Raw genomic sequence first — 24,405 nt, 5'->3', positions numbered from 1 at the left:
TTTTTTATCTGAGAGATTCATTGTAAAGTAATAAAAATGAAATATAACTGCAATAAACTAGATCAAATCCAATCACCAACACTGGGAAATGTGATGAAATTTAAATTTACACTTGCAGCACTTCTTATTGCTCCTTTGGCATTTACTGCATGTTCTAAACAAGAAAAAGCATCAGCCTCAGAACAAACATCTTCTTCTGAAGCTGCTTCAGCAGAATCAGCAAACACATCTGCAGAACAACAAGCTGTGATTGATGCGCTTGATCAGCCTGTTTTGGATGAAAAAAATACAGATGTTCCAGCTGAAAAAGCAAATGCTCCAGCGGATGCGGCTACACCAGCGACTGAAGAAGAAGCACCTAAAGCTCAATAATCTTTCTAAATGTTGTTATTTGTTAAAAGTCCTCGCAAACGCGGGGATTTTTTATGAAATAGTCAATATTGTTGCTGAATTGAAATAAAGCAACATGTAGAATATGGGGCATTACTTGGGAGGATATTATGGCTCTTATCTCATTGCGCCAACTCTTGGATCATGCCGGTGAACATAGTTACGGCGTTCCAGCGTTTAATGTGAACAACTTAGAACAAATGCGCGCAATTATGTTAGCCGCTGACGCAACAAATTCACCTGTAATTGTGCAAGCTTCTGCTGGTGCACGAAAATATGCAGGTGCTCCATTTTTACGTCATTTAATTTTAGCTGCAATTGAAGAATGGCCACATATTCCAGTGGTAATGCATCAAGATCATGGTACAAGCCCAGATGTTTGTCAACGTTCGATCCAGCTTGGATTTTCATCTGTAATGATGGATGGTTCTTTAGGTGCAGACGGTAAAACACCAACATCTTATGAATATAATGTTGATGTAACACGTCGTACTGTTGAAATGGCACATGCATGTGGCGTTTCTGTAGAAGGCGAAATTGGCTGTTTAGGTAGCCTTGAAACAGGTTTGGCTGGTGAAGAAGATGGTGTTGGTGCAGAAGGTGTACTTGATCATTCTCAACTTCTCACTTCTGTTGAAGAAGCTCGTCAATTCGTTGCAGATACCAATGTTGATGCTTTAGCAATTGCAGTCGGTACTTCTCATGGTGCGTACAAATTTACTCGTCCACCTACAGGCGATATCTTGGCAATTGACCGTATTAAAGAAATTCATGCGGCACTTCCAAATACTCATCTTGTTATGCATGGTTCAAGCTCGGTACCACAAGAATGGTTAGCGATTATTAACCAATATGGTGGTGACATCAAAGAAACTTATGGTGTTCCAGTTGAGCAGTTGGTTGAAGCAATCAAGCATGGTGTACGTAAAATCAACATCGATACAGATTTACGTTTAGCATCTACAGGTGCAATGCGCCGTATGATGGCTGAAAAACCAAGTGAATTTGACCCACGTAAATTCTTCGGTGAAACTGTTGAAGCAATGAAACAAATCTGTGTCGATCGTTATACAGCATTTGGTACTGCGGGTAATGCAGATAAGATTCGCCCAATTTCTTTAGAAAAAATGGTTGATCGTTATAAATAATCTTTGATGGTTGTTGATTACCTAAAAGCCCACTCATGCTAGTGGGCTTTTTCTTGAATCATAGGGACTCGGTTCCGCATAAATTTTGCAATGATTGGTGAGATAAGAAGTAAATTATGGAACTCATATTTTCAGCAGCACTTTGTAGTGTGTTGGTTTCAATGCTTTTAAAATGGACCAAACAAAAAGGTTTTGATGCATTGCAAATGATTGCTTGGAATTATGCAATCGCCAGTATATTGAGCTACATCTGGTTTAAGCCTGATTTGGCCCATATTTCAATTTCAAATACACCATGGTGGTTGATTTTTGGTTTAGGTGTTGTATTACCCAGTATTTTTTTATGTCTAGCTAAATCATTAAATAGTGCAGGAATTTTAAAAACTGAAATTGCACAACGATTGTCTGTGGTTTTATCATTATTGGCTGCATATTTTTTATTCCAAGAACAATTTAACCAATTAAAAATGCTTGGTATCGGTTTGGGTATTGTGGCAGTTTTATGTATTGTACTTTCCCAGTCGAGTTCATCAAATTCATCCCTCAATCAGAAAGGGATCCTTTATTTACTCAGTGTTTGGGTAGGTTATGCTTTGGTTGATGTTTTATTGAAATACACAACCAGCCTGGGTTTACAGTTTCCAGTTACATTAACCTTGATGTTTATCTGTTCATTCCTATTATCTGTCGGTTATTTACTGATTCGAAAAACTCAGTGGATGCTTCAGAACTTTGTTGCTGGTTTGGCCTTGGGGATTTTAAATTTTGCCAATATTGCTTTATATGTCAAAGCGCATATTTTATTAAAAGATTCTCCAGCCATCGTTTTTGCAGGGATGAATATCCTTGTGGTGTTATTTGGGGTCATTGCAGGGCTGTTAATTTTTAAAGAAAAGCTTAAAGTGATTACCGCTCTAGGACTGGTTTTAGGTTTGGCTGGGGTGGTATGTTTAGCCTTGGCAATATAATGACTTAACAGCAAGAAAGCTTCGCTGTTAATACGATTGCTGATCACTTTACAATGACATCAAACGGTAAATTTATAGATTAACTTGGTGGATATGAGATGGATGCATTTGAACAATTATTTATTCATTTAGATTTACAACTAAATAATATGCGCTTAGTACCACTGTCTTTTGAACACGAGCAAGGACTCGCTGAAGCGTGTCGTGATGGTGAATTGTGGAATTTACGAATTACCTCTACACCACATTACACAGAAGTTAAAAATTATATTGAAAAAGCACTGATCCAAAAAGCACAGGGCAGCCGTTATCCCTTTGTTGTCATAGAGCAAAGCTCAGGGAAAGTCTTGGGAACGACCAGTTATCACGATATTTTATTAAACGTAAAACGTTTTGAAATCGGCTATACATGGTATGCACAATCGGCACAACGGACCCATGTCAATACAAGCTGTAAACTATTGCTATTAGGGTTCGCTTTTGAACAACTTCAAGCCAATACCGTGGCGTTGCGGACTGATCAATTTAATTTTAAAAGCCAAAAAGCCATTGAACGTTTAGGTGCTAAAAAAGATGGCATTATTCGGGGTGATCAAATGCGTAAAGATGGTACGATTCGAGATACGGTGTTGTACAGTATTTCGCAAGGTGAGTGGAACAATGTAAAAGCACATTTACAAGACATGTTGGCACATTATAAAAAATAACTATTTTGTTGAATTATATTCGATTCAAGGGCATGCAAATGCCTTTGAAATCATTTGAAAGATCGTCATGGTGATTTCATATTTTGATCATAAAACTTTCAAAAACATAGCGGACAATGGAGGAGCATTCTTTACATTGGTGTAATTGCTATGAATCAAGATATCTTTTCAACGCTTTATACATCATTACAAACCCATCAAGTGCAGCTTTTACCACTACAAATAGAACATGAAAATGCTTTAGTTGAGGTATGTAAAGATGGCCGCTTGTGGGAATTGGAATATACATCGGTTCCACATTATTCTCAGATCAAGGCTTATATTGCCAAGGCACTTGAACAAAAATCTTTAGGAATACGCGTACCTTTTGTTGTTTTAAATCAGCGGAATGGTCGTATTGTAGGAACCACCAGTTTTCGCGATTTTATTTGGGAGGTACGCCGTGTTGAGATTGGTTATACATGGTATGCACAATCAGCACAACGCAGTCATATCAATACCAGTTGTAAGTTGTTATTACTTGAGTACGCATTTGAAAAACTACAAGCCAACTCGGTTGTATTAAGGACGGATATTCGCAATGTTAAAAGTCAAAGCGCCATTGAGCGTCTAGGTGCGCATTATGATGGTGTGCTACGTCAAGATGCGCTACGAAAAGATGGAACTGTTCGCGATACTGTTATATACAGCATACTCAAAGATGAATGGCAGGGCATTAAACAGCATTTAAGCCAGTTACTTAGCCAAAGCTATAAGGTTTAACTTATAAAGTTTGATTATGTATTTAACTACAATCTATATGTAAGCGATGTTGTTGGCAATGAATGCATTGAAACAGATAGCCTGTTAAATCACCGTCGATACTGAGGTGATCTTGGATAAGCTCTACTGGATAACCATTTTCCTCGATATCGGCTTTAACCTCATCCCAAATTGGTTTAAGCATTTCACTATCCGCATAAGCGATAAACTGACATGGTTCATTGCAATGCACCAGCCAAACTTCTTGTTGCCAACTATGATAACTTGGCGTTTTTAAGCAGATTTCATCTAAAAATTCAGGGTTGATTTTTTCGGAAGGAACATTTGGGTTTGAAGAAATACCTTCAATGCCACAATAGTCATTGTATTCTCCATCGTATTTTTGCGCTGCTGCACCATTGGCAATACACCACGGACAGATATAATCGGGTTCATCTATGCTATAGAAAGAACATACGTACTTTAAGTCGCGTTGTTGATTGCAAATTGAACAAATACCATCTTCTTTTTCAAACAGATCAAGTTTGTATGCATTGGGATGATATTTAAACTGAGGGTAATTCATATTTTTGATTCTTCTAGGCAAAGATTTTAACTATTGAATGCTAACAATAAAATTCTACCCGAAAACTTTCAATCAGTTCAGGTGGAACGCGTGTTGTTTGTCCATTGGTGCGCATAAACAGTTCGCCTTTGTAATACAAAGGACGGTCCGATTTATTACATTTAAAGACCAATATGGTTTTTCCTCGAATCTGTATTTCTTCTAGTGTGGTATAAATATTTGAAATTTTGTTACTTTCGTGTGCCAGTTTATCAATCAAACTCCGCTTCATTAAGTCGAGTGAATTATTAAAGTGTTCCGCAAGTTCATTTTCAATCCCTACAATGGTTAAATCATCAGCAACGCCTATAAATACATAGCCATTGCGGGTATTCATAAATGCAAAGCACGCTTTGACCCATTTATCTGATTTGCGGTTGGTTAATAGGTCAGTGGTACGTTCTTTAAATTCAATCCGTTGATTTTCACCCAGTTGAATTAAATTAAAATAGTACTCTGAACAGGATTTTTGCCGATAATGATTGAGTGTGGTCTTAATTTTTTCTAATGATTTATATGCGGCAACAGTTTCTAAATTATGAATATCTTGCCATTGGTAAATTAATTTAATCTTTAACTCGTTGGCTAAGTTGGGATCAGCAAGGTATTCAAAGCTCAAATTGAGATATTGTAAAATTTCTGTGTAAATAGCATGACTGGCAATTGGAATGGAAATTTTATTAAAAGTATTTCTTATTTTTTCTAAATTTTTGTGAAATTCAAAAGCTTCTTGGTAAAAGCTTAAATATTTAAACTCATTTAAAATATGTTCATAAGGGCGATGAAATGAGTTAGGAAACAGTTGCTTGGGCGGTATATGGATATATTTTTCAATCTGTTGAAAGTAATATCTTAAGGTTGGATACTTTAAGGCCTGATCAATATTGATTTCAAATTTCTCGGAAAGTGGCTTGGTGGTATAGGCTTGAAAAAACAGCAGTGTTTGGATTTCTTTGTATTTATTGGGGTAGTCATGCCAATGCGTTTCTAGAAACTCATTAAAATTCTTAAATTTATTGGTGAGATACATGTTCAAATCCATAGCAACACCTTTGATCCTCTATTGTTTGGTGTTCGGTATTTACAACAAATATGTCATCAGACTATTTATATATAGTTATTTATAAGTTAATTAAGTCAGGAAATAAAGCGTAAAACTTTAAATCGGATCGTGAAAGTTGTTAGAAAATATAACAAATATTTCAATTTGGTGAATAGCGCATTTGACTGCTTCATTTCGTCATTCATCGATAATTTGCGGAATCGCTAAACTTGGATTTTGGATAAATGATGCTAATCGTTCTTTTAATGAGGTGGCTCGTTCAGGAACAGCATCAATTGCAATCTCAGCGAGCCTCTTGACCAATTGTAAATCACCAGCAGCACCAGCTACATAGCAGAGGGTACACATGTGTGCGGGATGTAAGGGATTTATACAGGCCTGATGCGCTTTCTTGAGAAAATCTTCAGGCCAATGTGCTAATTGATTAAAGAAATTTTGGCTTTGACGATTCCACTCAGATACTAGAAATTGCACCATTTCGTTAGCATCTTGTTCATTTGAGGTATATGACCAGTCGTTGTCATGATCATTCATCAAATAAGGCAGGATCGAACTACGCCATGCACAATCGAAATCACGCATTTTTTCAATATCTAAAGCGTTACCTGTACATCGCATAACATATTCACCTAATGGGATGAGGTGAATACCGAGATTAACTTGAAAACAATGTCTTTTAATGGAGTGCTGTATATCGACGATTCGAATAACTTCTCCCTCAACCTGCCTAAATACATCGCCTTTTTTTATAAAGCCTTGTGCTTTTAAAATGGGATAAAACTGACGTTGTAATAGTTTGGAAATGACTTTTTTATCCATTAGATATATCCATGGTGAAGGCTAGCATTGCCATAGAAATTTAGCAGTTTTACCCTGAGGGCAAACAAACAGCCATTCAACTTGTAAGCCAAACGTTTTAACAGGAAGACCGCCAAAAGAGGTTTGATCAAGGTGTTGTGAGATTTGGTCTAAAATTAACAGTTGAGTCATGTTTATACCTTATTTTATTTGTATTTTAGCGCTGGGGGCGTTAGATCTTAACTGTGTACAACATATCCAAAGATTCCAACAAAGCTGCTCTTCTGGGTTAAGCCCAATGCAAGTCGAGGCAAGACACAACCTGTAATGATTGTTCCTTTCGGGTAATTATCAGAATTGATTTGTTCTAAAAGTGCTGAGTCACCAATCCGAACAAATGCACAGTCGATAAAATCGTGTTGTGCTGCAAACCAATCCATCATCTTGTGCCAAGGCTGAAAATATTCTGCTGGAGATTCTTCACCATCTTGTTCTACTTCTTTCCACCACTGTGTATTGGTTGTAAGCGGTTCAGTCGTAATGTTTGCCAAAGGAAAAATAGTATTGGCAAAGTATTGTTGAATCAGCTGAGGCGTAATTTTTTGGCTAGCTGAGTTTTGTGAATGCATGATATAAAAATCTTGAAAATAATCACCCGAGTTTGAACCCATACCAACTTCAACATTTGTCATGATATTGGCGATTTCAGCGCTTAGTTTTTGACAAAGTTTTAATTCATCGGGATCAATTTCATGCTGCAATTGGATATTGTGCTTTGAAATAGACCCATCATTATAAACGCTGGTAAAGCGCGAAATGATATTGTTAGGCCATTCATCTGTATCAGCACCCACGTCATAATTCTGCATACATTCAGATAATATTTTTAATCTTTCTTCACTTAACGCTAGTTTTGTACTCATGGTTTTGCCAAATTTAATTATAAATCTTAATCATATAAACGGTAAATTCCAGTAAAGCGCTCACAGCCTTTTTGTGTTGTTGTCACAGACAAAATTGCTTTTTGGAAATTAAGCACATATTTACAGTCATGTTCATTGTCCAAAATTTGATTCTTTTTTTCAGGCGTGGTGTAAGCCAACAATGAGACAATTTGACTATCTTTACGGTTATTGGGATTTCGGTAGGCGATGCCTTCAACTTTAATCCGATCTTTAGTCAGTTGATGGATTTGTAAATGGGCGGGTTGCTTTGAAATTTTACCATGTTCATATTTGATGAAATGTTGGGTTAAACTTTGATTCATTGAAGTGTAAAAATTTAAGTCTTCTAGGCGAATATCGAACTGTTGTTTAAAACAATCGTTGCTTTTACATTGACTTAAACGGTTGAGCCACAAACGATGCGTATCATTGATTAAGCGTATTGGTGCATCTGTGACCAGATATGCAGTGAGATAGCTCTCATTTAATTGAGCGCGTAGTTCACTATACTGCGAACCACATAACTTTTTTAAAAGTGATGAATCTTGGTGCTTACAGTCAAGAGGCAGGGCGTAAACAGCTGATGTACTGATACAGCTCAAAATGAGACCAGACAAGAGTGTTTTAATTTGATTAAATTCTGTATTCAACAGCATGATCGCTTATACTTTCACAATGTTTGCATACGTACTATAGCGAAAGAGAAAGTACGAATACAAGATTTTTAAATTTTAAAAACTGCAAAAGGAGCTAAGAATGATCATACCGATTCGTATTGGGCAGGGAATGGATGTACATGCTTTTGAAGAAGGTGATTTTGTAACTTTGGCAGGCGTTCAAATTCCACATACGCATGGTTTAAAAGCACATTCTGATGGTGATGTCGTATTACACGCATTATGTGATGCTTTATTGGGTGCATTGGCTTTAGGTGATATTGGACAGCATTTCCCAGACACAGATGCTGAATTTAAAGGTGCGGATAGCCGTAAACTTTTAAAACATGTTTATCAATTAATTTTAGACCGTGGTTATAAATTAAATAATGCCGATATTACCGTGGCATGTGAACGGCCTAAATTAGCCAAACACAATTTGGAAATGCGTCAAAGTATTGCAGATGTGTTAGATGTTGATGTGACTCAAATTAGCGTTAAAGCAACAACCACAGAGAAATTGGGTTTTACTGGCCGTCAGGAAGGTATTTTAACTACTGCAACAGTCTTAATTTCACATTTAGCAAAATAATTATTTTTATTGTTTAGAACTCTTACTTATCTATCTACTGAGAAATATTGATGCGGTGGTAGATAAGTTTTGATGGTTTCCGATTTTAAAGCGCTATAGTCAAATTTTAGCTACAAAAAAAGCCCTTTAAAGGGCTCTTTTCACATGCAAAAATTAGTTAGCTAACGCTTTAACTTGTGCATTCAAGCGGCTCTTGTGACGAGCAGCTTTGTTTTTATGGATGATACCTTTATCCGCCATACGGTCAATAACTGGAACTGCAGCTTTATAAGCTTCAGTTGCAGCAGCATATTCACCAGTAGCGATAGCAGCGATTGTGCGTTTGATATAAGTACGTACCATTGAACGCAAGCTTGCGTTGTGTTTACGTGCTTTAACGTTTTGACGAGCACGTTTTTTTGCTTGAGCAGAGTTTGCCACTCGTGCACTCCTTGAATTAGATGGGTCTGGGCGGGCTGAAACCACATCTGAAAACCACATCAGAGGATTATCACCAGCCCGTAAACAAGTGCCATATTGTGATTAAAGAGGCCAGTAAAGTCAAGTGTTGACATGCTTTGACAACATTTTTGTTGAAGAAAAATTTGAAATAAAACGTTAGATTAGTAATAAATCTAGGAGATTGTTTAAAAAATGACTAATTCGATAAAAAATGCGATTGTGATTGGAGCAACAGGTTTAGTGGGGCAGCGTCTCATTGAACAGCTCAATTTATTGGCTGATTGTGAAAAAATTACAGTTGTTGTGCGACGAGAAAATCCCGACTTTTCAAAATTTCAAAAAGTTGAACAATTTGTATTGGATGACTTCCTTCTACTCAATGATCAAGATGTCAGCGGTTACACTCATGCATTCAGTTGTTTGGGAACGACTATTAAAAAGGCAGGTTCTAAAGAAGCTTTCTATAATATTGATTTTGAGATCAATGCACATTTTGCAGATTTATTTGAAATGACTGAAACCCATTTACTTTTAGTCAGTGCGATGGGGGCAAAAGCCAGCTCGCCAATTTTTTATAATCAAGTGAAAGGTGAACTTGAGGACTATATACAAAAGTTGAATTTATATCGTTTTTCAATTATTCGCCCATCGTTACTCCTTGGTGATCGAAATGAAAAGCGATTCTTGGAAGATGTAACGCAAAAGCTGTATGGTAAATTTTCGCATTTGGTACCCAATTCTTTTAAATATAAGCCAGTGACAGCACAACAAGTGGCTCATACTATGGTCGAGGCTGCTCAAACACAAACTCAAAAAATTGAAATTTATGATAATTTGCGTATACAAAATAGCAAATAATGGAGTGATAACGTGACTACAGTACCTTTTGTAACTTGTGATTTATTAGATGATCATCCAGACCAAGACATCCAAACCTTGATTCCATCTCTAGATGGCAAATTTTTTAGAAGTTATGGAGCTCGTAAAACCTTTGGTGGCCAAATCGTGACAGTCAAGTGTTTTGAAGATAACTCACGAGTGAAAGAGTTACTTGCTACAGATGGAACAGGTAAGGTTTTGGTTGTCGATGGTGGAGCATCCATGCGTTGTGCCTTGATGGGTGACATGATTGCAGAGTCAGCGGTTAAGTATCACTGGAATGGTGTGGTGATTTACGGTTGTGTACGTGATGTAGATACACTAGTTGAACTTGATCTAGGTGTCCATGCATTGGCTTCAATTCCACAAAAAAGCAATCGTAAAGGCATAGGTGAGGTCGATATTCCTGTGTATTTTGGTAGTGTCACTTTCAATTCTGGTGAATATATCTATGCAGATAACAATGGCATTGTAGTTTCAAAAGAAAAATTAGTGGATTTATAAAAAGCTTAATTTAAGCAAAAACAATCGTCTAGGGGGTATAAAATGGTGCATCATCAAATTAAAGTTGTACAAGCTTTGGCTTCATCACTGACTGAGGGAGGCCGTGGTGTAACAGGAACTCCGTTTCCAAACCAGCCAGAAAAGGCTTTAAAGTTATATGAGTTTGAGGGTTCACCATTTTGCCGCCGTGTACGAGAAGTAATGACCTTGCTCAATTTGGATTATGAAGTCTATCCATGCCCTAAAGGTGGGACCAAATATCGTCAGGTTGTAAAAGAAAAAGGTGGAAAATTGCGTTTTCCGTATTTCATTGATGAAAACACGGAAACAGCAATGTACGAATCGCAAAAGATTGTTGATTACTTATTTAAGCATTATGGTAAAACAGGCAAAACACCAAAGAAATATTCTCATTATCCTAAATACCCAACGGTCGCTATGGTTGGAACCATTATTAATGGTGCACGCGGGGTTTGGGTTAATAAAAAAATTGTTGATCGTGCAAGTCCAGCGCAATTATTGGAATTATGGGGGTTTGAAGCCAGCCCCTATACACGTGTTGTGCGTGGTGTGTTAACTGAATTAGAAATTCCATTTATCTTTCATAATGTGGCTAAAGAGTGTTGGCAAGATCTAGGCCCAGCAGTTTTACGTTTAAAACCGGGTAAATATGTTCCTTTGGTGGGTGGCAAACGTGAAAAAATTATTCCAGTTATGGATCGCGCAAAGCAAGACATTCAAGTGCCTTATTTAGAAGATCCAAATACAGGTGAAAAACTCTTTGAGTCAGCAGCAATCGTACGTTATTTACAGAAACAATATGGTTAACTCTATGTGTCAAAAGCACCGAACATAGGTGCTTTTAATTGAAGGATAAATGTGGGTTTACAAGAAAATTATCTTGAATATCGAAATCATATAAATACTTTAAAGACTGACCAAGTCTATATAAAGTATATTTTGAAAATTCAGCAGATCATGCATCAACGGCAGTTGGTATCTTGTATGAGTGATTCAAAATGGCTCAAACTTCTGCATGCAATGACAGACTTGGATTTTCCACCTGCATTTATTGTCAAATTGGTGACTGAAAATAGAGATCTACAAGCTGAAGACCAATTTGTGAAGAAAATTCCGTGGTATTTGGGTGATTGGCATCCTTTCTATTACGATGCTATGCCTGTATTTATTGCAATTGAATATTTAATTGTAAAGCCTATGCTAAGCAAGCCGAGGGGAAGATTGATCGATGATTTGATTTTAGATCAAACAGATCAATTTCGTACTTTATTGCAGCGTTTGAATATTGTGTTTGATGAAAAAAATAGTTGTTTTAAAATTTATGCTTATCACTCAAAGTAATTTTAAAAATAATGACAATAAATGTGTCTGAATAAAAAAGTCAAAACTTATTGCTTTAATCATTTTTCGCAACATTTCTATCCATATAAATATTGTGAATTAGTGGATTGTTAACGATAAAAACTTAAGCTTTAAAACAGCCTATGTTAGATTGTAACCAATAGAATATTTTGAGATAAATTATGACTTCAACTCGAATTCAACCTGTTATGAATCGTCCAGGGGAAAATGCCTTATTTATTGTTTTAGGATTAAGGCTTGGGGCTGAAGTAATAGATACAGTAATCGATTTTGCAGCAAATTTTTCAGCATTAACACGTAGTTTAACCAACCGTTATCCAGATGCACAATTTAGTGCAGTCATGGGATTTGGGGCAAATGCGTGGGAACGTTTATTTCCTGATCAGGCTAAACCACAAGAATTAGAACAGTTTAAAGAAATTAAAGGGCCAAAATATACGGCGGTTTCAACAGAAGGTGATTTGTTTTTCCATATTCGTGCTGATCGTCAAGCGTTGTGTTTTGAAATGGCAGATATGATCAATACGCAATTAAAAGCCGTAAGTTATCCAGTGGATGAAGTGAATGGTTTTCGATATTTTGACGGTAGAGCGATTATTGGCTTTGTTGATGGGACAGAAAACCCAGAGCCTGAAATTGCAGCTGGATATGCACTGGTGGGTGATGAAGATCCAGACTTTAAAGGTGGCAGTTATGCATTTATTCAAAAATATATGCATGATATGGACAAGTGGCGTGCGCTCAGTGATGAAGAACAAGAAAAAGTCATCGGACGTAAAAAGTTTAATGATGTTGAACTGAGTGATGATGTAAAGCCTAAAACAGCACACAATGTAGTGAGTAAGGCACACGATGCAGATGGTAATGAAATTAAAATCATGCGTGCAAATATGCCGTTCTCAAATCCATCTAAAAATGAATATGGCACCTTCTTTATTGGTTATGCACGCAAATTTAGTGTGACTCGACAAATGTTAGAGCATATGTTTCAAGGTGATGAAGAGGGTAATTTAGATCGTTTATTAGATTTTAGTACAGCAGTGACTGGAACCTTATTCTTTGTGCCTACTGTCGACTTCTTAGATGATTTGGGTGACGAATAACGCTGATGGTTTATGTTCAGGTAAAGGATCGTTTTAAAACGGCCTTTTACTGCGAACTTTTGTCATCTTTGTTATGATGAATCTTTGATTTAATTGAGTTTTAATGATGTTTGATAAAATTGCAGCATTATTTAAGGGCAATAAAAACGGTCCTGAACAAGTTTTTCTACAAGAAAATAATATTCAAATTGATGCTGAGCATGGTTTTATTGTAGATGGTATTGTTTTAAATCGTGAGTTATCTGAAAGGCTGGAATACTTTTCCAACCGAAAACTCAATAATTTTGATGATTTAAAGGCTTTGTTCTATAAAACAATTTTGATCAATGAAAAGATTGATTTAGAAATTGCGACAAACAACTATGTGCAAAGACTTGGCAATACAGAAGAAAATTTAAAACAATTCAAACAAATTATTCAAAAACTCAATGATTATTATAAAACGTTTAAACGAGAAAAATAAATCAACTTAAGGAATGCAAAATATCTGGTGGAATCAGAATATTTCACTAAAGAATAATGTGTGATGTCGCTTAGATTTTTCTCTGTTATACAAATAACTATTCTCAATTCATTTGCAAGAGCTTCCACAGGTCTATGATCCTGTGAGTTTGTCTTGAGGTTGATGTGAATTCTATCCTGATGAAGAAATGCTGTTGTTGAGTCATTGCGCAGATAAATAGAATAAACAAAATCACTCAACTGAATAAAGTCATCATGTTAAACTATTGCTCATGTCTTTTAGACCCTATGCGATTATGTTTAAACAAGAAATCTCTGACCTCAATTTAAAACAACTGAAAGCAGGTGAAAAGCGCTGGATTGGCACAATGCTCGGTTCATCTGCAGCCTTATTGTTTAAGGAGATCGCAGAGAAATCGGATCAGCTCTTTGTATTGGTTGCAAAAAATAATCAGCACTTGGGACAGTTGGAAAGTGAATTAGAATTTTATGGGGTAAAACCAACAATATTTCCAGATTGGGAGATATTGCCATATGATCGTTTATCTCCACACCAAGATATTGTTTCTGAAAGACTATCAATACTTTCCAATATGCCACAAAAAGGTATTTTATTAGTCTCTGCAACCACCTTGGCACAACGTGTTGCCCCTACATCATGGGTGTTGGGTGAGCATTTTGATATCCGCGTTGGTCAGAAATTTGCATTAGAACAACAAAAATTAAAATTAGTTCAGGCGGGTTATCATCTGGTTGATACCGTTTATGATCATGGGGAATTTGCGGTACGTGGTAGCATCATGGATATTTATGCCTCTGGGCAAAACGCGCCTATCCGTATTGATTTATTTGACGATGAAATAGACAGTTTAAAATTCTTTGACCCAGAAACCCAAAGAACAACAACAAAGTTAGAGCGTTTTACCATACTTCCTGCAAAAGAATTTCCGTTAAAAGAAGCGCGTTCAACATTTCGTGATCGTTATGCAGAAAGTTTTCCAACTGCAAATCCCAAGAAAAACCCAATTTATCAAGATGTGTTAGAAGGCATTGCTTCTCCAGGATTAGATTTCTATTTCCCATTATTCTTTTCACAGCAAGCCATGCAAACACAAAGTTGTTTGGTATCGTACTTACCAAGCAATGCGATTGTCATTACAGATAAACACATTGACGAAGGATTGTTGAGTTTTTGGACAGATGTGATGCGCCGTTATGAAGACCGACGCCATAATGCTGATCAACCGCTATTACCACCTGAAGAAATTTTTATACAACCGAATCAACTATTCGAATATTTAAATCAATTTTCAAGAATTATTGCCTCAACAGAAGCCATTGAATTAAAAGCAGGCTGTATCAATTTGTCGGTTGAATTGCCGCCACGATTGCCTGTAGATCCTAAACAAGACCAGCCATTTAAAGCCGTTAAACAATATGTGGATGAGGCCAATCATCCAGTGTTACTGGTGGCTGAAAGTGCTGGACGTCGTGAAACTTTAAAAGATGCTTTACGTGCAAGTTTAGGTGAAATTCCAGTTGTTGAAAGTTTTGCTGTATTTCAACAATCTAATTTCTCTGTCGCGATTACCAATGCGCCTTTGGATCGTGGATTGGTCATCAGCAATGATCTATCGGTTATTTCTGAAAACCAATTGTATGAACACCGTGTAGTACAGCGCCGTAGAAAACGTCAACAAGAGGTTTCAGAAGAGTTTCTGATCCGAAGTCTGACGGAACTCAATATTGGTGCGCCAGTGGTGCATATTGATCATGGTGTCGGGCGTTATGCAGGCTTAGTCACCTTAAATATTGATGAACAAGACTATGAGTTTCTAAAATTAAACTATGCAGATGATGCAAAAGTGTATGTTCCTGTCACCAATTTACACCTGATTAGCCGTTTTAGTGGTGGTGATCCTGATTTAGCACCTTTACATAAATTGGGTACAGATGCATGGAATAAAGCAAAACGTAAAGCACTTGAACAGATTCATGATGTGGCAGCTGAATTGTTACATATTCAAGCACGTCGTCAGTCTAAACCGGGGATTAGCTTTGAGTTGGATCAAAGTGCATATATGCAATTTTCCAGTGGCTTTGCTTATGAGGAAACATTGGATCAGGCCAATGCCATCGAAGCGACCTTATATGATATGCAACAAGCCAAACCAATGGATCGACTGGTTTGTGGTGATGTTGGCTTTGGTAAAACGGAAGTGGCGATGCGCGCGGCATTTGTTGCTGTTCAAAATAATAGGCAAGTGGCTGTCTTAGTACCTACCACCTTATTGGCACAACAACATTTTGAATCATTTAAAGATCGCTTTGCCGATTGGCCAATTCGTATAGAGGTACTTTCGCGTTTTGGAACCAATAAAAGTCATACCAAAATTATTGAAGATTTAATCGATGGTAAAGTCGATATCGTCATCGGCACACATAAAATTCTTCAGGAAAATGTGCAGTTTAAAAACTTAGGTTTAATGATTGTCGATGAAGAACATCGTTTTGGGGTACGTGATAAAGAGCGTATCAAAGCCATGCGTGCAGATGTTGATATGTTAACCTTAACTGCAACACCAATTCCTCGTACATTGAATATGGCTTTTGGTGGGATGCGTGATCTTTCAATTATTGCCACACCACCCGCACGTCGTTTAGCTGTTAAAACTTTTGTCAATGAACAAACTAATGAAACCATGAAAGAGGCAATTCTGCGAGAATTGTTACGTGGTGGTCAGGTTTATATCTTGCACAATGAAGTAGATACCATAGAGCGCGCTGCAGAAAATATTCGTCAACTTGTACCAGAGGCACGTGTCGCGGTTGCGCATGGTCAAATGCGTGAACGTGAACTTGAGCAAATCATGCAACAGTTCTATCACAAAGAATTTAACGTGCTGGTCTGCTCAACAATTATTGAAACAGGGATTGATGTTCCCAATGCCAATACGATTATTATTGAACGTGCAGACAAACTCGGCCTAGCCCAATTACATCAATTGCGTGGTCGTGTTGGACGTTCACATCATCAAGCCTATGCATATTTGATGGTGCCATCGATTAAAGGCCTTAAAGGTGATGCAGAAAAACGTTTAGATGCAATTCAAAGAGCTTCAAATCTTGGCGCAGGCTTTATGCTGGCTACGGAAGATTTAGAGATCCGTGGTGCAGGTGAATTACTGGGTGAACAACAAAGCGGTTCAATGAATGCAATTGGTTATAGCCTATATATGGAAATGTTAGCCAAAGCGACCAAAGCAATTCAACAGGGCAAGACGCCTAATTTTGATACACCACTTTCACTTACTTCTGAAATTACCCTGCATATGCCTGCTTTGATCCCAGATGAATATTTGGGCGATGTACATCAGCGTCTTATGTTCTATAAACGTATTAGTAATACCGACACTCAGGATAAACTTGACAACATCCGTATGGAGTTGATTGATCGCTTTGGTGTACCGCCATTGCCGGTAAAACAACTGTTTAGTGTTCATCAAATTCGGGTTAAGGCTGAAGCCTTAGAAATTACCAAAATTGATATTGGGGCCAATGGTGGGGTGATCGAATTTTCACCTGATACACCTGTGCAAGCGATCAGTATTATTCAGCTAATGCAGAAGCATCCAACTTGGTTCCGTATGGAAGGTGGGCAACGTTTAAAAGTGATGGTGATGCTTGAAGAAAATGACAAGCGAATTCAGTTTATTCAGGATTTGTTAAACAATTTACTGACAGAATTAAAGCGTTAATTTATCAGGATTTTGAGCTTAAAAAATGCTCAATTTGAGATTAAAAGTGCTTATGAATTTTTTCTAGTAAATCACTTGAAAAAATTCTGTGATTCTTTAAAGTGTAATTGTGATCAGGTTCAAAACAAACTGTGTTTATTTGTACCAAAACACAAGATAACCAATATTCACACGAAAACCGATGTGTTAGTATTAGCCATCCTTTTAATTTTGCGTCATTTATAAAGATATGTTTAGTTTGCATCCACAACTTGCTCAAGATACTTTTTTTGTAGGCGATTTTCCGCTTTCAACATGTCGTTTAATGAATGATATGCAATTTCCGTGGCTGATTCTTATTCCACGTGTTCCTGGTATCACTGAGTTATATGAACTAAGTCAAGCTGACCAAGAGCAGTTTTTACGTGAATCAAGCTGGTTGTCTAGTCAGCTTTCTCGTGTTTTTCGTGCAGATAAAATGAATGTCGCTGCACTTGGAAATATGGTTCCGCAATTACATTTTCATCATGTAGTTCGTTATCAGAATGATGTAGCTTGGCCTAAACCTGTATTTGGCCTGCAAGCAGTTCCTTATAGCAATGAAGTATTAGCACACATGCGTCAAACACTGATGTTGGCGTTACGTGGTCAAGGTGAGATGCCATTCGATTGGCGTATGGATTAAGTGTAAACAGCACAAGGGAAGTGTTTAATAAAATGACATCCGAGGTAAAATATTTTGCCATTTGAACGTATGTTAGATAAAGAGCCAAAGCAATTTGAAATATTCCAGCGATTTATGGGGTATTTGATTATTGCTTTGGTGGTCATGGTTTATTATTTCACCTCCCCAATTGCAAATTATCAATTTTATGTTCCTTTTTTTATTGGCTTTATTTTTATTGTTAGCCCTAAATTATCGCGTTGGCTAGAATATTCATATGGCTCTAAGATTCGGAAGAATATTTATTTTTTAATTGATGTCATCGTTGTTTCTACCGCATTGGCTGCTGTACATTTAAGCCTCGTGGTAACTTTTGTATTGTTATTTGCACTGATCTATACAGCGATTAACAACAAAATTTCTTTTATGATGGGCTCTTTGGCAATTTTAGTTGCCTTTGTTGTGTTTTATACCAATATTATTTTTATCTTTGGTTTTTATGATTATTTTCAGCAAACCAGCCCTGAGCTATCAGTCCTGTCTTTTATTAGTATTATCTTGTTTGTAAACATCGGAAATTATTATCAAAATCGCCGTATCAAAAGTGTAGAAACCAAGAAAAACACCTATTTCAATGAAATGAATCGTTATATTGAGTTGTCAAATCAACTCAGTCGTTATGCGCCATTACAGCTTTGGCAGGCGATTATGCGTGGCGATACAGAAGCCAAGATTGAATATAAACGTAAAAAAATGACGGTTTTCTTTTCTGATATTCAAGGATTTACAGAATTATCAGAAACTTTGATTCCAGATGATTTGGCCTTTGTATTAAATGACTATTTAAGTCATATGACTGAAATTGCCAAACAATATGGTGCAACCATTGATAAATTTATGGGTGATGCAATCCTAATTTTCTTTGGTGATCCAGACTCACAAGGTGTGGAGCAGGATGCGAAAAACTGTATTGATATGTCGATTGCAATGCGCCAGCAGATGAAATTTCTCCGTGAACGTTGGGTGAAAATGGGCTATGCACCTTTACATATTCGTATGGGGGTAAGTACCGGTTATTGCCACGTTGGAAACTATGGTGCTGTACATCGTATGGCGTATACCATTGTGGGTCGTGATGCCAATTTAGCAGCGCGTTTGCAATATGCTGCAGATATCGATGAAATTTTGGTTTCAGATGAAACCTATAAGCTGATTAAAAACGATTATCTTTGTGCACCAAAAACCCCGATTGAACTGAAAGGGATTCAAGGTAAGGTACGCACTTGGCAAGTGATGGAAAAATACTCTGCAACCAAGAATGAAAATCAGCAATGGTTTGATTATGAGTATAAAGGCTTCCACTTGGTGCTGAATTTAGAAGAAGTGCAAAACTTTGAATATCCAGAGTTGGTGGAAGTATTAGAAAAAATGGTAGAACGGATTAAGGTTCAGCAAAAACTTACCAACTCTCAAGGCGTTGCAAAGCTTAATATTGAAGATGAAGTCAACTCAAATTATTTGTAAAATCATTAAATATTAAATTAAATACCTAAGCCATTAAAAATTGCCAAGACATTAAAAAACCACTCATAAAGAGTGGTTTTTGCCTATATGAAAAGCAACTTAGTGGTTTTCAGAAGCATGGTTAATTGTATACTTTGGAATTTCAACTTCCATATCTTCGTCTGTGATTTTGACTTGGCAAGACAGACGTGAATCGGGTTCTAAGCCCCAAGCGCGATCGAGTAAATCGGCTTCAATATCATCCATCTCTTCAAGCTCATCAAAGCCTTTACGTACAATCACATGGCATGTAGTACATGCTTTAGACATGTCACAGGCATGTTCGATTTTAATACCATTATCGAGTAAGCTTTGACACAGGTTCGCGTTTGGTTCAACTTCAAACTCAGCACCATTTGGACAAATTGTTGCATGAGGTAGTACTTTAATACGTGGCATAGTCGTTACCTTAAATTAGTTTGAGTTAGACCAATCATCAAGTTTGGTGCCTTTGAGTGCATGATCAATGTGTTGATTCATGCGTTCTGCTGCAAAGGCATCGCTATAAGTTTTTAACTGTTCAACAGCATGCTCAATCGATTTGATATCGTTTGTTTCAAGCTGGGCTTTTAAAGCTTCAGCGGCTTGGTTGAGCGCAGTCAGTTGTTCAGTACTGAGCAGGTTGGAGTCGACCTTTAACGCCTGTGTTAATGCTTCAAGTTCACGCTGTGCTTCAACTTTAGTTTCATTGAGATGGCGAAGATTTTTATCTTCTTCAGCGAATTTATAACCTTCTAAAAGCAAGCGTTCAGTATCGGTCTCAGACAATCCATAAGAAGGTTTAATGTCGATTTGCGCATTGACCCCTGATGTGGTTTCTTTGGCTGAAACAGTAAGCAGGCCATCTGCATCGACCTGAAAAGTGACTTCAATACGTGCCTGACCCGCGGTCATTGGTGGGATACCATGTAATACAAAACGACCTAAGCTGCGGCAATGCTCAACTAAGTCGCGTTCGCCTTGCAAGACATGGATCAACATGGCCGTTTGACCATCTTGATAGGTGGTGAACTCTTGACGGCGTGCAACAGGAATGGCTGTATTACGTGAAATTAAACGTTCAACCAAACCGCCCATGGTTTCTAGACCAAGTGATAGCGGGGTAACATCTAACAGTAATGAACCATCTTTAGAATTTCCAATGAGTTGATTCGCAGTGATCGCAGCGCCAATCGCCACAACTTCATCAGGATTGATGGTACAAAGCGGCTCTTGCTTAAATACTTCACGCACCACTTTCTGTACAGCATAAGAGCGGGTTGAGCCACCAACAAGAACTACATTTTGAATATCATCGAGTTCAAGTTTTGCATCACGCATGACACGTTTACACACATTGATCGTCTTATCTAATGCCACTTGAATGATTTCTTCAAATGTCGTGCGATCTAGCGTGAGGTGGTGTGTTAGAACTTTAATATCAACAGAGGTAGCATCACTGAGCGCTTCTTTGGCTTTACGTGCAGAAACGATAAAGTGTGCATATTCTGCATCATCTAAGGTTTCAATATTCAGTTGTTTTTTTGCCCATTTAACAATAAGGCGATCTAAGTCATCGCCACCCAGTGCGGTATGACCGCCTGTAGCTAAAACTTCAAACACACCTTGAGAAAAGCGTAAAATAGACACATCAAATGTACCGCCACCTAAATCATAAATGACATAGTTACGGTCTGTTGTTAGATTGCTCTCTTGATCTAAGCCATATGCAACAGCTGCAGCGGTAGGTTCATTGAGTAAGCGTAATATATTTAAACCTGCGAGTTCAGCTGCATCACGTGTAGCTTGGCGTTGCGCTTCATCAAAGTAGGCTGGAACCGTAATAACAGCGCCATTCACCGGATTGCTTAAACTTTGTTCAGCGCGATCTTTCAGTTGTTTTAAAATTTCTGCAGAGATTTCTACAGGTGTTTTACGACCTTGAGCTGTTTCAAATGCTGGCATTTCATTATCAGCACCTGCAAGCGTGTAAGGGTGTTGAAATTTAACATCTGCTTTAGAACGGCCCATAAAGCGCTTAACAGAAACAATGGTATTTTTAGGGTCAGCAGTAATAAACGGTTTTGCTGCGTCGCCATATTCGGTCGAATTTTTAGAATAATGTACAATAGAAGGAAGTAACACGCGACCTTGCTCATCGTTCAGTACTTTGGCTTTGCCTGATAATACCGTAGCAACAAGAGAATGGGTTGTCCCTAAGTCGATACCAATCGCAATACGGTGTTCATGTGGCGCACTTGATTGTCCTGGTTCAGCAATTTGCAAGAGTGCCATTTGTCACATCCTTAAAATAAAAACTAAAAACAAATTCGGGTAAAACATATAATGAAAGTTAAAATTTAGAAATCATCATCTAAACTAAAATCTTCATCATCTAAAAGCTGATCTTCGGCTTTATCAATATCATTCATGACTTTTTGAAAGAATCGTAACTTGCGCACCGTGTCACGTGCTTCAGTCCAATCTTCATCCTCAAAATCAATTTTGAATTCACGAACTAAGCCATCAATCCATTGTTGGACTTCTTTTTTTAAAGAATGCAATTGTTCGGTATTGGTTGCTTCATCAAGCTGCTCACGAATTTCTAAAGCAGATTGTAAAAACTCAAAATCACTAATTGATTGATTTAAGTGATGATCTTGCTTTTTGAGTGACAGTAGATAAGCAGCACGACTGTCTACATTGGATAAAGCTTTATATGCTTGATTAATTTCACTTGATTTAATCAAAGCTTTGTCTTTATCTTCAGCTTTATCAGGATGATATTGCTGTTGTAGTTTTAGGAAATTAGCTTTTAATGTCGCTAAATCAATATCGAGTGCTTCCGGGAGATCGAACAACTCAAAATGACTCATGGGAGATACTCATCCACGATGTTTTACAGGAAAACGGTGTAATTAAATGTGATTAAAACAGTGCAAGACACTGTTTTAACATGAGAAAAAGCAGGGCAGATTATACAGTGAAAGATTCACCGCAGCCACATTCACCTTTTTTATTTGGGTTATTAAACTCGAAGCCTTCATTGAGACCATTTTTAACATAGTCCATTTCCATACCATCGAGATAAACCAAACTTTTTGGATCTACAAAAACTTTTACACCAAACTGCTCGAACATTTGATCATGAGTGTCGATATTATCAACAAACTCAAGTACATAAGCTAAGCCAGAACAGCCTGAAGTTTTCACACCAAGACGAATACCTTCACCCTTACCGCGATTCTTTAAGTAATTGCTGATATGAGTTGCAGCATTTTCAGTTAGATTGATCATGAAAACTCCGTTAAAAAATCATCTGCTAAATTTGACGAACAGATATTAGGCTTTAGTTTTCTTGCTACGGTAATCTTCAACAGCAGCTTTAATTGCATCTTCTGCAAGTACAGAACAGTGTACTTTTACAGGAGGAAGTGCAAGTTCAGTTGCGATGTCGATATTCTTAATCGCCTGTGCTTCGTCAAGCGTTTTACCTTTTAACCATTCGGTTACGAGTGAGCTAGACGCAATTGCAGAGCCACAGCCATAAGTCTTAAAGCGAGCTTCTTCAATTACACCACTGTCATTCACTTGGATTTGTAAACGCATTACATCGCCACATGCAGGTGCACCCACCATACCTGTACCAACATTTTCTGCATTTTTATCCAACACACCAACATTACGAGGATTTTCGTAATGATCTATTACTTTTTCGCTATAAGCCATGTTGCTTCTCCAAACCTCGGGGTCAGCGTTGATAATATGTATTTCTACAATCTAATTTGGTGGCATTTTACTGATTTTCAATAAAATGCCGCGTTTTGATTTCAAGGAACTTAGTGTTCAGCCCATTCAACTGAATTTAAGTCGATCCCTTCTTTGTACATATCCCAAAGCGGAGAAAGCTCACGCAATTTCTCAACAGCAGCTTTAGTAATCTTAATTACATGATCAATGTCTTCTTCAGTCGTATAGTGACCAAAGCTAAAACGAATTGAACTATGTGCTAACTCGTCAGAAAGACCGAGGGCACGAAGTACGTAAGAAGGTTCAAGTGTTGCAGATGTACATGCTGAACCAGAAGATACAGCAGCATCTTTTAACGCCATCATCAATGATTCACCTTCAACAAAGTTGAAGCTAACATTTAAGTAGTTTGCAACATTGTAAACAGGGTGGCCATTTAAGAAGACTTGTTCTAAATCTTGTAAACCGTTCCAGAGTTTGTCACGGAGTACACGTAAACGTGTTTGTTCAGCTTGTAAAGATTTGCCAGCAAGTTCAAATGCTTCACCCATACCGACGATTTGATGGGTTGCAAGTGTACCTGAGCGCATACCACGTTCATGACCACCACCATGAATTTGTGCTTTGATACGAACACGTGGGCTACGGCGTACAAATAAAGCACCAATGCCTTTAGGTCCATAAACCTTATGACCTGAGAAGCTCATCAAATCAACTTTCATGGTAGAAAGATCGATTTCAACTTTACCCGCAGCTTGTGCAGCATCAACATGGAAATAGGTTTTATTGGCACGTGTTAACTCACCAATTGCAGCAACATCTGTCACAGTACCAATTTCATTGTTCACCATCATCAATGAAACAAGTAGCGTATCTGGACGAAGTTCAGCTTGAACCATTTCTGGGGTAATTAAACCAGTTTTAGGTTCAGGTTCAAGATAGGTAATCTCAAAACCTTCTTCTTCTAATTCACGACAAGTATCTAAAATTGCTTTATGTTCAATTTTACTTGTGATGATGTGTTTGCGTTTAGAACCGTAAAACTGAGCAACACCTTTAAGGGCAAGGTTATCAGATTCAGTAGCACCAGAAGTCCAGACAATTTCGCGTGGATCAGCTTTTACTAAATTTGCGACTTGTTCACGTGCATATTCAACTTTTTCTTCAGCTTGCCATCCATAAGCATGTGAGCGAGAAGCAGCATTACCGAATGTACCATCAAAGGTTAAACACTCCATCATGCGTTCTGCTACTTGAGGATCAACAGGCGTAGTTGCTGCATAGTCAAGATAAATCGGACGTTTCATG

General features: G+C 37.6%; 28 protein-coding genes. 15 read left to right on the top strand and 13 right to left on the bottom strand.

All coding sequences use genetic code 11. The features are described from left to right. Positions 1 to 93: 93 nt before the first annotated feature. The 5 genes from CQZ96_RS03545 to CQZ96_RS03525 all read left to right on the top strand — a co-directional run bounded on the left by CQZ96_RS03545 (position 94) and on the right by CQZ96_RS03525 (position 3,975). Positions 94 to 372 (top strand): hypothetical protein, encoded by a 279-nt coding sequence (locus CQZ96_RS03545; RefSeq protein ID WP_105713018.1) that lies wholly within the window; start codon positions 94 to 96, stop codon positions 370 to 372. A gap of 128 nt (positions 373 to 500) precedes the next feature. Then, the gene (gene fba, locus CQZ96_RS03540; protein WP_004720677.1) at positions 501 to 1,538 is read left to right on the top strand and encodes a class II fructose-bisphosphate aldolase; all 1,038 of its coding nucleotides are present in this window, start codon (positions 501 to 503) and stop codon (positions 1,536 to 1,538) included. 116 nt (positions 1,539 to 1,654) lie between these two features. Next, positions 1,655 to 2,506: a DMT family transporter gene (locus tag CQZ96_RS03535; protein ID WP_105712727.1), complete on the top strand. Its 852-nt coding sequence runs from the start codon at positions 1,655 to 1,657 to the stop codon at positions 2,504 to 2,506. A gap of 98 nt (positions 2,507 to 2,604) precedes the next feature. Further along, positions 2,605 to 3,213 (top strand): GNAT family N-acetyltransferase, encoded by a 609-nt coding sequence (locus CQZ96_RS03530; protein ID WP_105712726.1) that lies wholly within the window; start codon positions 2,605 to 2,607, stop codon positions 3,211 to 3,213. Positions 3,214 to 3,363: 150 nt separating this feature from the next. Then, positions 3,364 to 3,975, top strand: a complete 612-nt coding sequence (locus tag CQZ96_RS03525; protein ID WP_105712725.1) for a GNAT family N-acetyltransferase — start codon at positions 3,364 to 3,366, stop codon at positions 3,973 to 3,975. 22 nt (positions 3,976 to 3,997) lie between these two features. Here CQZ96_RS03525 and CQZ96_RS03520 read toward each other — a convergent pair whose 3' ends face one another. From CQZ96_RS03520 to CQZ96_RS03495, 6 genes are all read right to left on the bottom strand, one after another. Next, complete coding sequence (locus CQZ96_RS03520) at positions 3,998 to 4,540, bottom strand: CbrC family protein (protein ID WP_105712724.1); 543 nt, start codon at positions 4,538 to 4,540, stop codon at positions 3,998 to 4,000. A gap of 40 nt (positions 4,541 to 4,580) precedes the next feature. Then, positions 4,581 to 5,621: a helix-turn-helix domain-containing protein gene (locus CQZ96_RS03515; RefSeq protein ID WP_105712723.1), complete on the bottom strand. Its 1,041-nt coding sequence runs from the start codon at positions 5,619 to 5,621 to the stop codon at positions 4,581 to 4,583. Between the two features lie 198 nt (positions 5,622 to 5,819). Continuing rightward, positions 5,820 to 6,461, bottom strand: a complete 642-nt coding sequence (locus CQZ96_RS03510; protein ID WP_105712722.1) for a DUF4304 domain-containing protein — start codon at positions 6,459 to 6,461, stop codon at positions 5,820 to 5,822. Between the two features lie 21 nt (positions 6,462 to 6,482). Continuing rightward, positions 6,483 to 6,632: a hypothetical protein gene (locus CQZ96_RS03505; RefSeq protein ID WP_171287872.1), complete on the bottom strand. Its 150-nt coding sequence runs from the start codon at positions 6,630 to 6,632 to the stop codon at positions 6,483 to 6,485. Between the two features lie 47 nt (positions 6,633 to 6,679). Beyond that, entirely contained in the window at positions 6,680 to 7,363 is a 684-nt protein-coding gene (locus tag CQZ96_RS03500; RefSeq protein WP_171287871.1) for a hypothetical protein, read from the bottom strand. 26 nt (positions 7,364 to 7,389) lie between these two features. Further along, complete coding sequence (locus CQZ96_RS03495; RefSeq protein WP_004720662.1) at positions 7,390 to 8,040, bottom strand: hypothetical protein; 651 nt, start codon at positions 8,038 to 8,040, stop codon at positions 7,390 to 7,392. Between the two features lie 100 nt (positions 8,041 to 8,140). Between CQZ96_RS03495 and ispF the strand changes: the two genes are divergently transcribed. Further along, complete coding sequence (gene ispF / locus CQZ96_RS03490) at positions 8,141 to 8,632, top strand: 2-C-methyl-D-erythritol 2,4-cyclodiphosphate synthase (RefSeq protein WP_105712721.1); 492 nt, start codon at positions 8,141 to 8,143, stop codon at positions 8,630 to 8,632. Between the two features lie 153 nt (positions 8,633 to 8,785). Here ispF and rpsT read toward each other — a convergent pair whose 3' ends face one another. Beyond that, entirely contained in the window at positions 8,786 to 9,052 is a 267-nt protein-coding gene (gene rpsT, locus CQZ96_RS03485) for a 30S ribosomal protein S20 (protein ID WP_004720657.1), read from the bottom strand. A 213-nt stretch (positions 9,053 to 9,265) separates the two neighbouring features. On the opposite strand from rpsT, the gene CQZ96_RS03480 reads away from it, so the two are divergent. The 9 genes from CQZ96_RS03480 (at position 9,266) to CQZ96_RS03440 (ending at position 19,329) form a co-directional block, all read left to right on the top strand. Next, complete coding sequence (locus tag CQZ96_RS03480) at positions 9,266 to 9,931, top strand: nucleoside-diphosphate sugar epimerase (protein WP_105712720.1); 666 nt, start codon at positions 9,266 to 9,268, stop codon at positions 9,929 to 9,931. A gap of 12 nt (positions 9,932 to 9,943) precedes the next feature. Further along, the gene (rraA, locus tag CQZ96_RS03475; RefSeq protein WP_105712719.1) at positions 9,944 to 10,456 is read left to right on the top strand and encodes a ribonuclease E activity regulator RraA; all 513 of its coding nucleotides are present in this window, start codon (positions 9,944 to 9,946) and stop codon (positions 10,454 to 10,456) included. A gap of 42 nt (positions 10,457 to 10,498) precedes the next feature. Further along, complete coding sequence (locus CQZ96_RS03470) at positions 10,499 to 11,284, top strand: glutathione S-transferase N-terminal domain-containing protein (protein WP_105712718.1); 786 nt, start codon at positions 10,499 to 10,501, stop codon at positions 11,282 to 11,284. Between the two features lie 150 nt (positions 11,285 to 11,434). Beyond that, a complete protein-coding gene (locus CQZ96_RS03465) occupies positions 11,435 to 11,818 on the top strand; it encodes a DUF6678 family protein (protein WP_323848065.1) in 384 nt (127 codons plus the stop codon). Positions 11,819 to 12,000: 182 nt separating this feature from the next. Next, positions 12,001 to 12,942: a Dyp-type peroxidase gene (locus CQZ96_RS03460; RefSeq protein ID WP_105712716.1), complete on the top strand. Its 942-nt coding sequence runs from the start codon at positions 12,001 to 12,003 to the stop codon at positions 12,940 to 12,942. Positions 12,943 to 13,048: 106 nt separating this feature from the next. Then, on the top strand, positions 13,049 to 13,405 hold the full coding sequence (locus CQZ96_RS03455; protein WP_105712715.1) for a hypothetical protein: 357 nt from the start codon (positions 13,049 to 13,051) through the stop codon (positions 13,403 to 13,405). 295 nt (positions 13,406 to 13,700) lie between these two features. Further along, complete coding sequence (gene mfd / locus CQZ96_RS03450) at positions 13,701 to 17,162, top strand: transcription-repair coupling factor (protein WP_105712714.1); 3,462 nt, start codon at positions 13,701 to 13,703, stop codon at positions 17,160 to 17,162. A 229-nt stretch (positions 17,163 to 17,391) separates the two neighbouring features. Next, a complete protein-coding gene (locus CQZ96_RS03445; RefSeq protein WP_004720642.1) occupies positions 17,392 to 17,826 on the top strand; it encodes an HIT domain-containing protein in 435 nt (144 codons plus the stop codon). A gap of 54 nt (positions 17,827 to 17,880) precedes the next feature. After that, positions 17,881 to 19,329 carry an adenylate/guanylate cyclase domain-containing protein gene (locus CQZ96_RS03440; protein ID WP_004720640.1) on the top strand — a complete coding sequence of 483 codons (1,449 nt, stop codon included), beginning with the start codon at positions 17,881 to 17,883 and terminating at the stop codon, positions 19,327 to 19,329. 99 nt (positions 19,330 to 19,428) lie between these two features. Here the strand turns inward: CQZ96_RS03440 and fdx are convergent, their stop codons facing one another. The 6 genes from fdx to CQZ96_RS03410 all read right to left on the bottom strand — a co-directional run bounded on the left by fdx (position 19,429) and on the right by CQZ96_RS03410 (position 24,404). Next, positions 19,429 to 19,767 carry an ISC system 2Fe-2S type ferredoxin gene (gene fdx, locus CQZ96_RS03435; RefSeq protein WP_004720638.1) on the bottom strand — a complete coding sequence of 113 codons (339 nt, stop codon included), beginning with the start codon at positions 19,765 to 19,767 and terminating at the stop codon, positions 19,429 to 19,431. 15 nt (positions 19,768 to 19,782) lie between these two features. Beyond that, the gene (hscA, locus tag CQZ96_RS03430; protein ID WP_004720636.1) at positions 19,783 to 21,642 is read right to left on the bottom strand and encodes a Fe-S protein assembly chaperone HscA; all 1,860 of its coding nucleotides are present in this window, start codon (positions 21,640 to 21,642) and stop codon (positions 19,783 to 19,785) included. 65 nt (positions 21,643 to 21,707) lie between these two features. Further along, positions 21,708 to 22,223 carry a Fe-S protein assembly co-chaperone HscB gene (hscB, locus tag CQZ96_RS03425; RefSeq protein WP_105712713.1) on the bottom strand — a complete coding sequence of 172 codons (516 nt, stop codon included), beginning with the start codon at positions 22,221 to 22,223 and terminating at the stop codon, positions 21,708 to 21,710. A gap of 100 nt (positions 22,224 to 22,323) precedes the next feature. Then, positions 22,324 to 22,644, bottom strand: coding sequence for an iron-sulfur cluster assembly protein IscA (gene iscA / locus CQZ96_RS03420; RefSeq protein WP_004720632.1), 321 nt, complete (start codon positions 22,642 to 22,644; stop codon positions 22,324 to 22,326). Positions 22,645 to 22,689: 45 nt separating this feature from the next. Continuing rightward, positions 22,690 to 23,076 (bottom strand): Fe-S cluster assembly scaffold IscU, encoded by a 387-nt coding sequence (iscU, locus tag CQZ96_RS03415; protein ID WP_004720629.1) that lies wholly within the window; start codon positions 23,074 to 23,076, stop codon positions 22,690 to 22,692. A gap of 110 nt (positions 23,077 to 23,186) precedes the next feature. Next, positions 23,187 to 24,404, bottom strand: a complete 1,218-nt coding sequence (locus CQZ96_RS03410; protein ID WP_004720627.1) for an IscS subfamily cysteine desulfurase — start codon at positions 24,402 to 24,404, stop codon at positions 23,187 to 23,189. Position 24,405 lies beyond the last annotated feature (1 nt).

Origin of the sequence: Acinetobacter sp. MYb10, from assembly GCF_002980175.2 — a bacterium.
GTDB classification, from domain to species: Bacteria; Pseudomonadota; Gammaproteobacteria; order Pseudomonadales; family Moraxellaceae; genus Acinetobacter; species Acinetobacter guillouiae.
This window is presented reverse-complemented; position numbering and strand designations above follow the sequence as displayed.

Excerpts from the sequence above, each read along its gene's own strand:
- CQZ96_RS03545 (WP_105713018.1), top strand. The coding sequence starts at position 94 with ATGAAATTTAAATTTACACTTGCAGCACTTCTTATTGCTCCTTTGGCA.
- fba (WP_004720677.1), top strand. The coding sequence starts at position 501 with ATGGCTCTTATCTCATTGCGCCAACTCTTGGATCATGCCGGTGAACAT.
- CQZ96_RS03535 (WP_105712727.1), top strand. The coding sequence starts at position 1,655 with ATGGAACTCATATTTTCAGCAGCACTTTGTAGTGTGTTGGTTTCAATG.
- CQZ96_RS03530 (WP_105712726.1), top strand. The coding sequence starts at position 2,605 with ATGGATGCATTTGAACAATTATTTATTCATTTAGATTTACAACTAAAT.
- CQZ96_RS03525 (WP_105712725.1), top strand. The coding sequence starts at position 3,364 with ATGAATCAAGATATCTTTTCAACGCTTTATACATCATTACAAACCCAT.
- CQZ96_RS03520 (WP_105712724.1), bottom strand. The coding sequence starts at position 4,540 with ATGAATTACCCTCAGTTTAAATATCATCCCAATGCATACAAACTTGAT.
- CQZ96_RS03515 (WP_105712723.1), bottom strand. The coding sequence starts at position 5,621 with ATGGATTTGAACATGTATCTCACCAATAAATTTAAGAATTTTAATGAG.
- CQZ96_RS03510 (WP_105712722.1), bottom strand. The coding sequence starts at position 6,461 with ATGGATAAAAAAGTCATTTCCAAACTATTACAACGTCAGTTTTATCCC.
- CQZ96_RS03505 (WP_171287872.1), bottom strand. The coding sequence starts at position 6,632 with ATGACTCAACTGTTAATTTTAGACCAAATCTCACAACACCTTGATCAA.
- CQZ96_RS03500 (WP_171287871.1), bottom strand. The coding sequence starts at position 7,363 with ATGAGTACAAAACTAGCGTTAAGTGAAGAAAGATTAAAAATATTATCT.
- CQZ96_RS03495 (WP_004720662.1), bottom strand. The coding sequence starts at position 8,040 with ATGCTGTTGAATACAGAATTTAATCAAATTAAAACACTCTTGTCTGGT.
- ispF (WP_105712721.1), top strand. The coding sequence starts at position 8,141 with ATGATCATACCGATTCGTATTGGGCAGGGAATGGATGTACATGCTTTT.
- CQZ96_RS03480 (WP_105712720.1), top strand. The coding sequence starts at position 9,266 with ATGACTAATTCGATAAAAAATGCGATTGTGATTGGAGCAACAGGTTTA.
- CQZ96_RS03470 (WP_105712718.1), top strand. The coding sequence starts at position 10,499 with ATGGTGCATCATCAAATTAAAGTTGTACAAGCTTTGGCTTCATCACTG.
- CQZ96_RS03465 (WP_323848065.1), top strand. The coding sequence starts at position 11,435 with ATGCATCAACGGCAGTTGGTATCTTGTATGAGTGATTCAAAATGGCTC.
- CQZ96_RS03460 (WP_105712716.1), top strand. The coding sequence starts at position 12,001 with ATGACTTCAACTCGAATTCAACCTGTTATGAATCGTCCAGGGGAAAAT.
- CQZ96_RS03455 (WP_105712715.1), top strand. The coding sequence starts at position 13,049 with ATGTTTGATAAAATTGCAGCATTATTTAAGGGCAATAAAAACGGTCCT.
- mfd (WP_105712714.1), top strand. The coding sequence starts at position 13,701 with ATGTTTAAACAAGAAATCTCTGACCTCAATTTAAAACAACTGAAAGCA.
- CQZ96_RS03445 (WP_004720642.1), top strand. The coding sequence starts at position 17,392 with ATGTTTAGTTTGCATCCACAACTTGCTCAAGATACTTTTTTTGTAGGC.
- fdx (WP_004720638.1), bottom strand. The coding sequence starts at position 19,767 with ATGCCACGTATTAAAGTACTACCTCATGCAACAATTTGTCCAAATGGT.
- hscA (WP_004720636.1), bottom strand. The coding sequence starts at position 21,642 with ATGGCACTCTTGCAAATTGCTGAACCAGGACAATCAAGTGCGCCACAT.
- hscB (WP_105712713.1), bottom strand. The coding sequence starts at position 22,223 with ATGAGTCATTTTGAGTTGTTCGATCTCCCGGAAGCACTCGATATTGAT.
- iscA (WP_004720632.1), bottom strand. The coding sequence starts at position 22,644 with ATGATCAATCTAACTGAAAATGCTGCAACTCATATCAGCAATTACTTA.
- iscU (WP_004720629.1), bottom strand. The coding sequence starts at position 23,076 with ATGGCTTATAGCGAAAAAGTAATAGATCATTACGAAAATCCTCGTAAT.
- CQZ96_RS03410 (WP_004720627.1), bottom strand. The coding sequence starts at position 24,404 with ATGAAACGTCCGATTTATCTTGACTATGCAGCAACTACGCCTGTTGAT.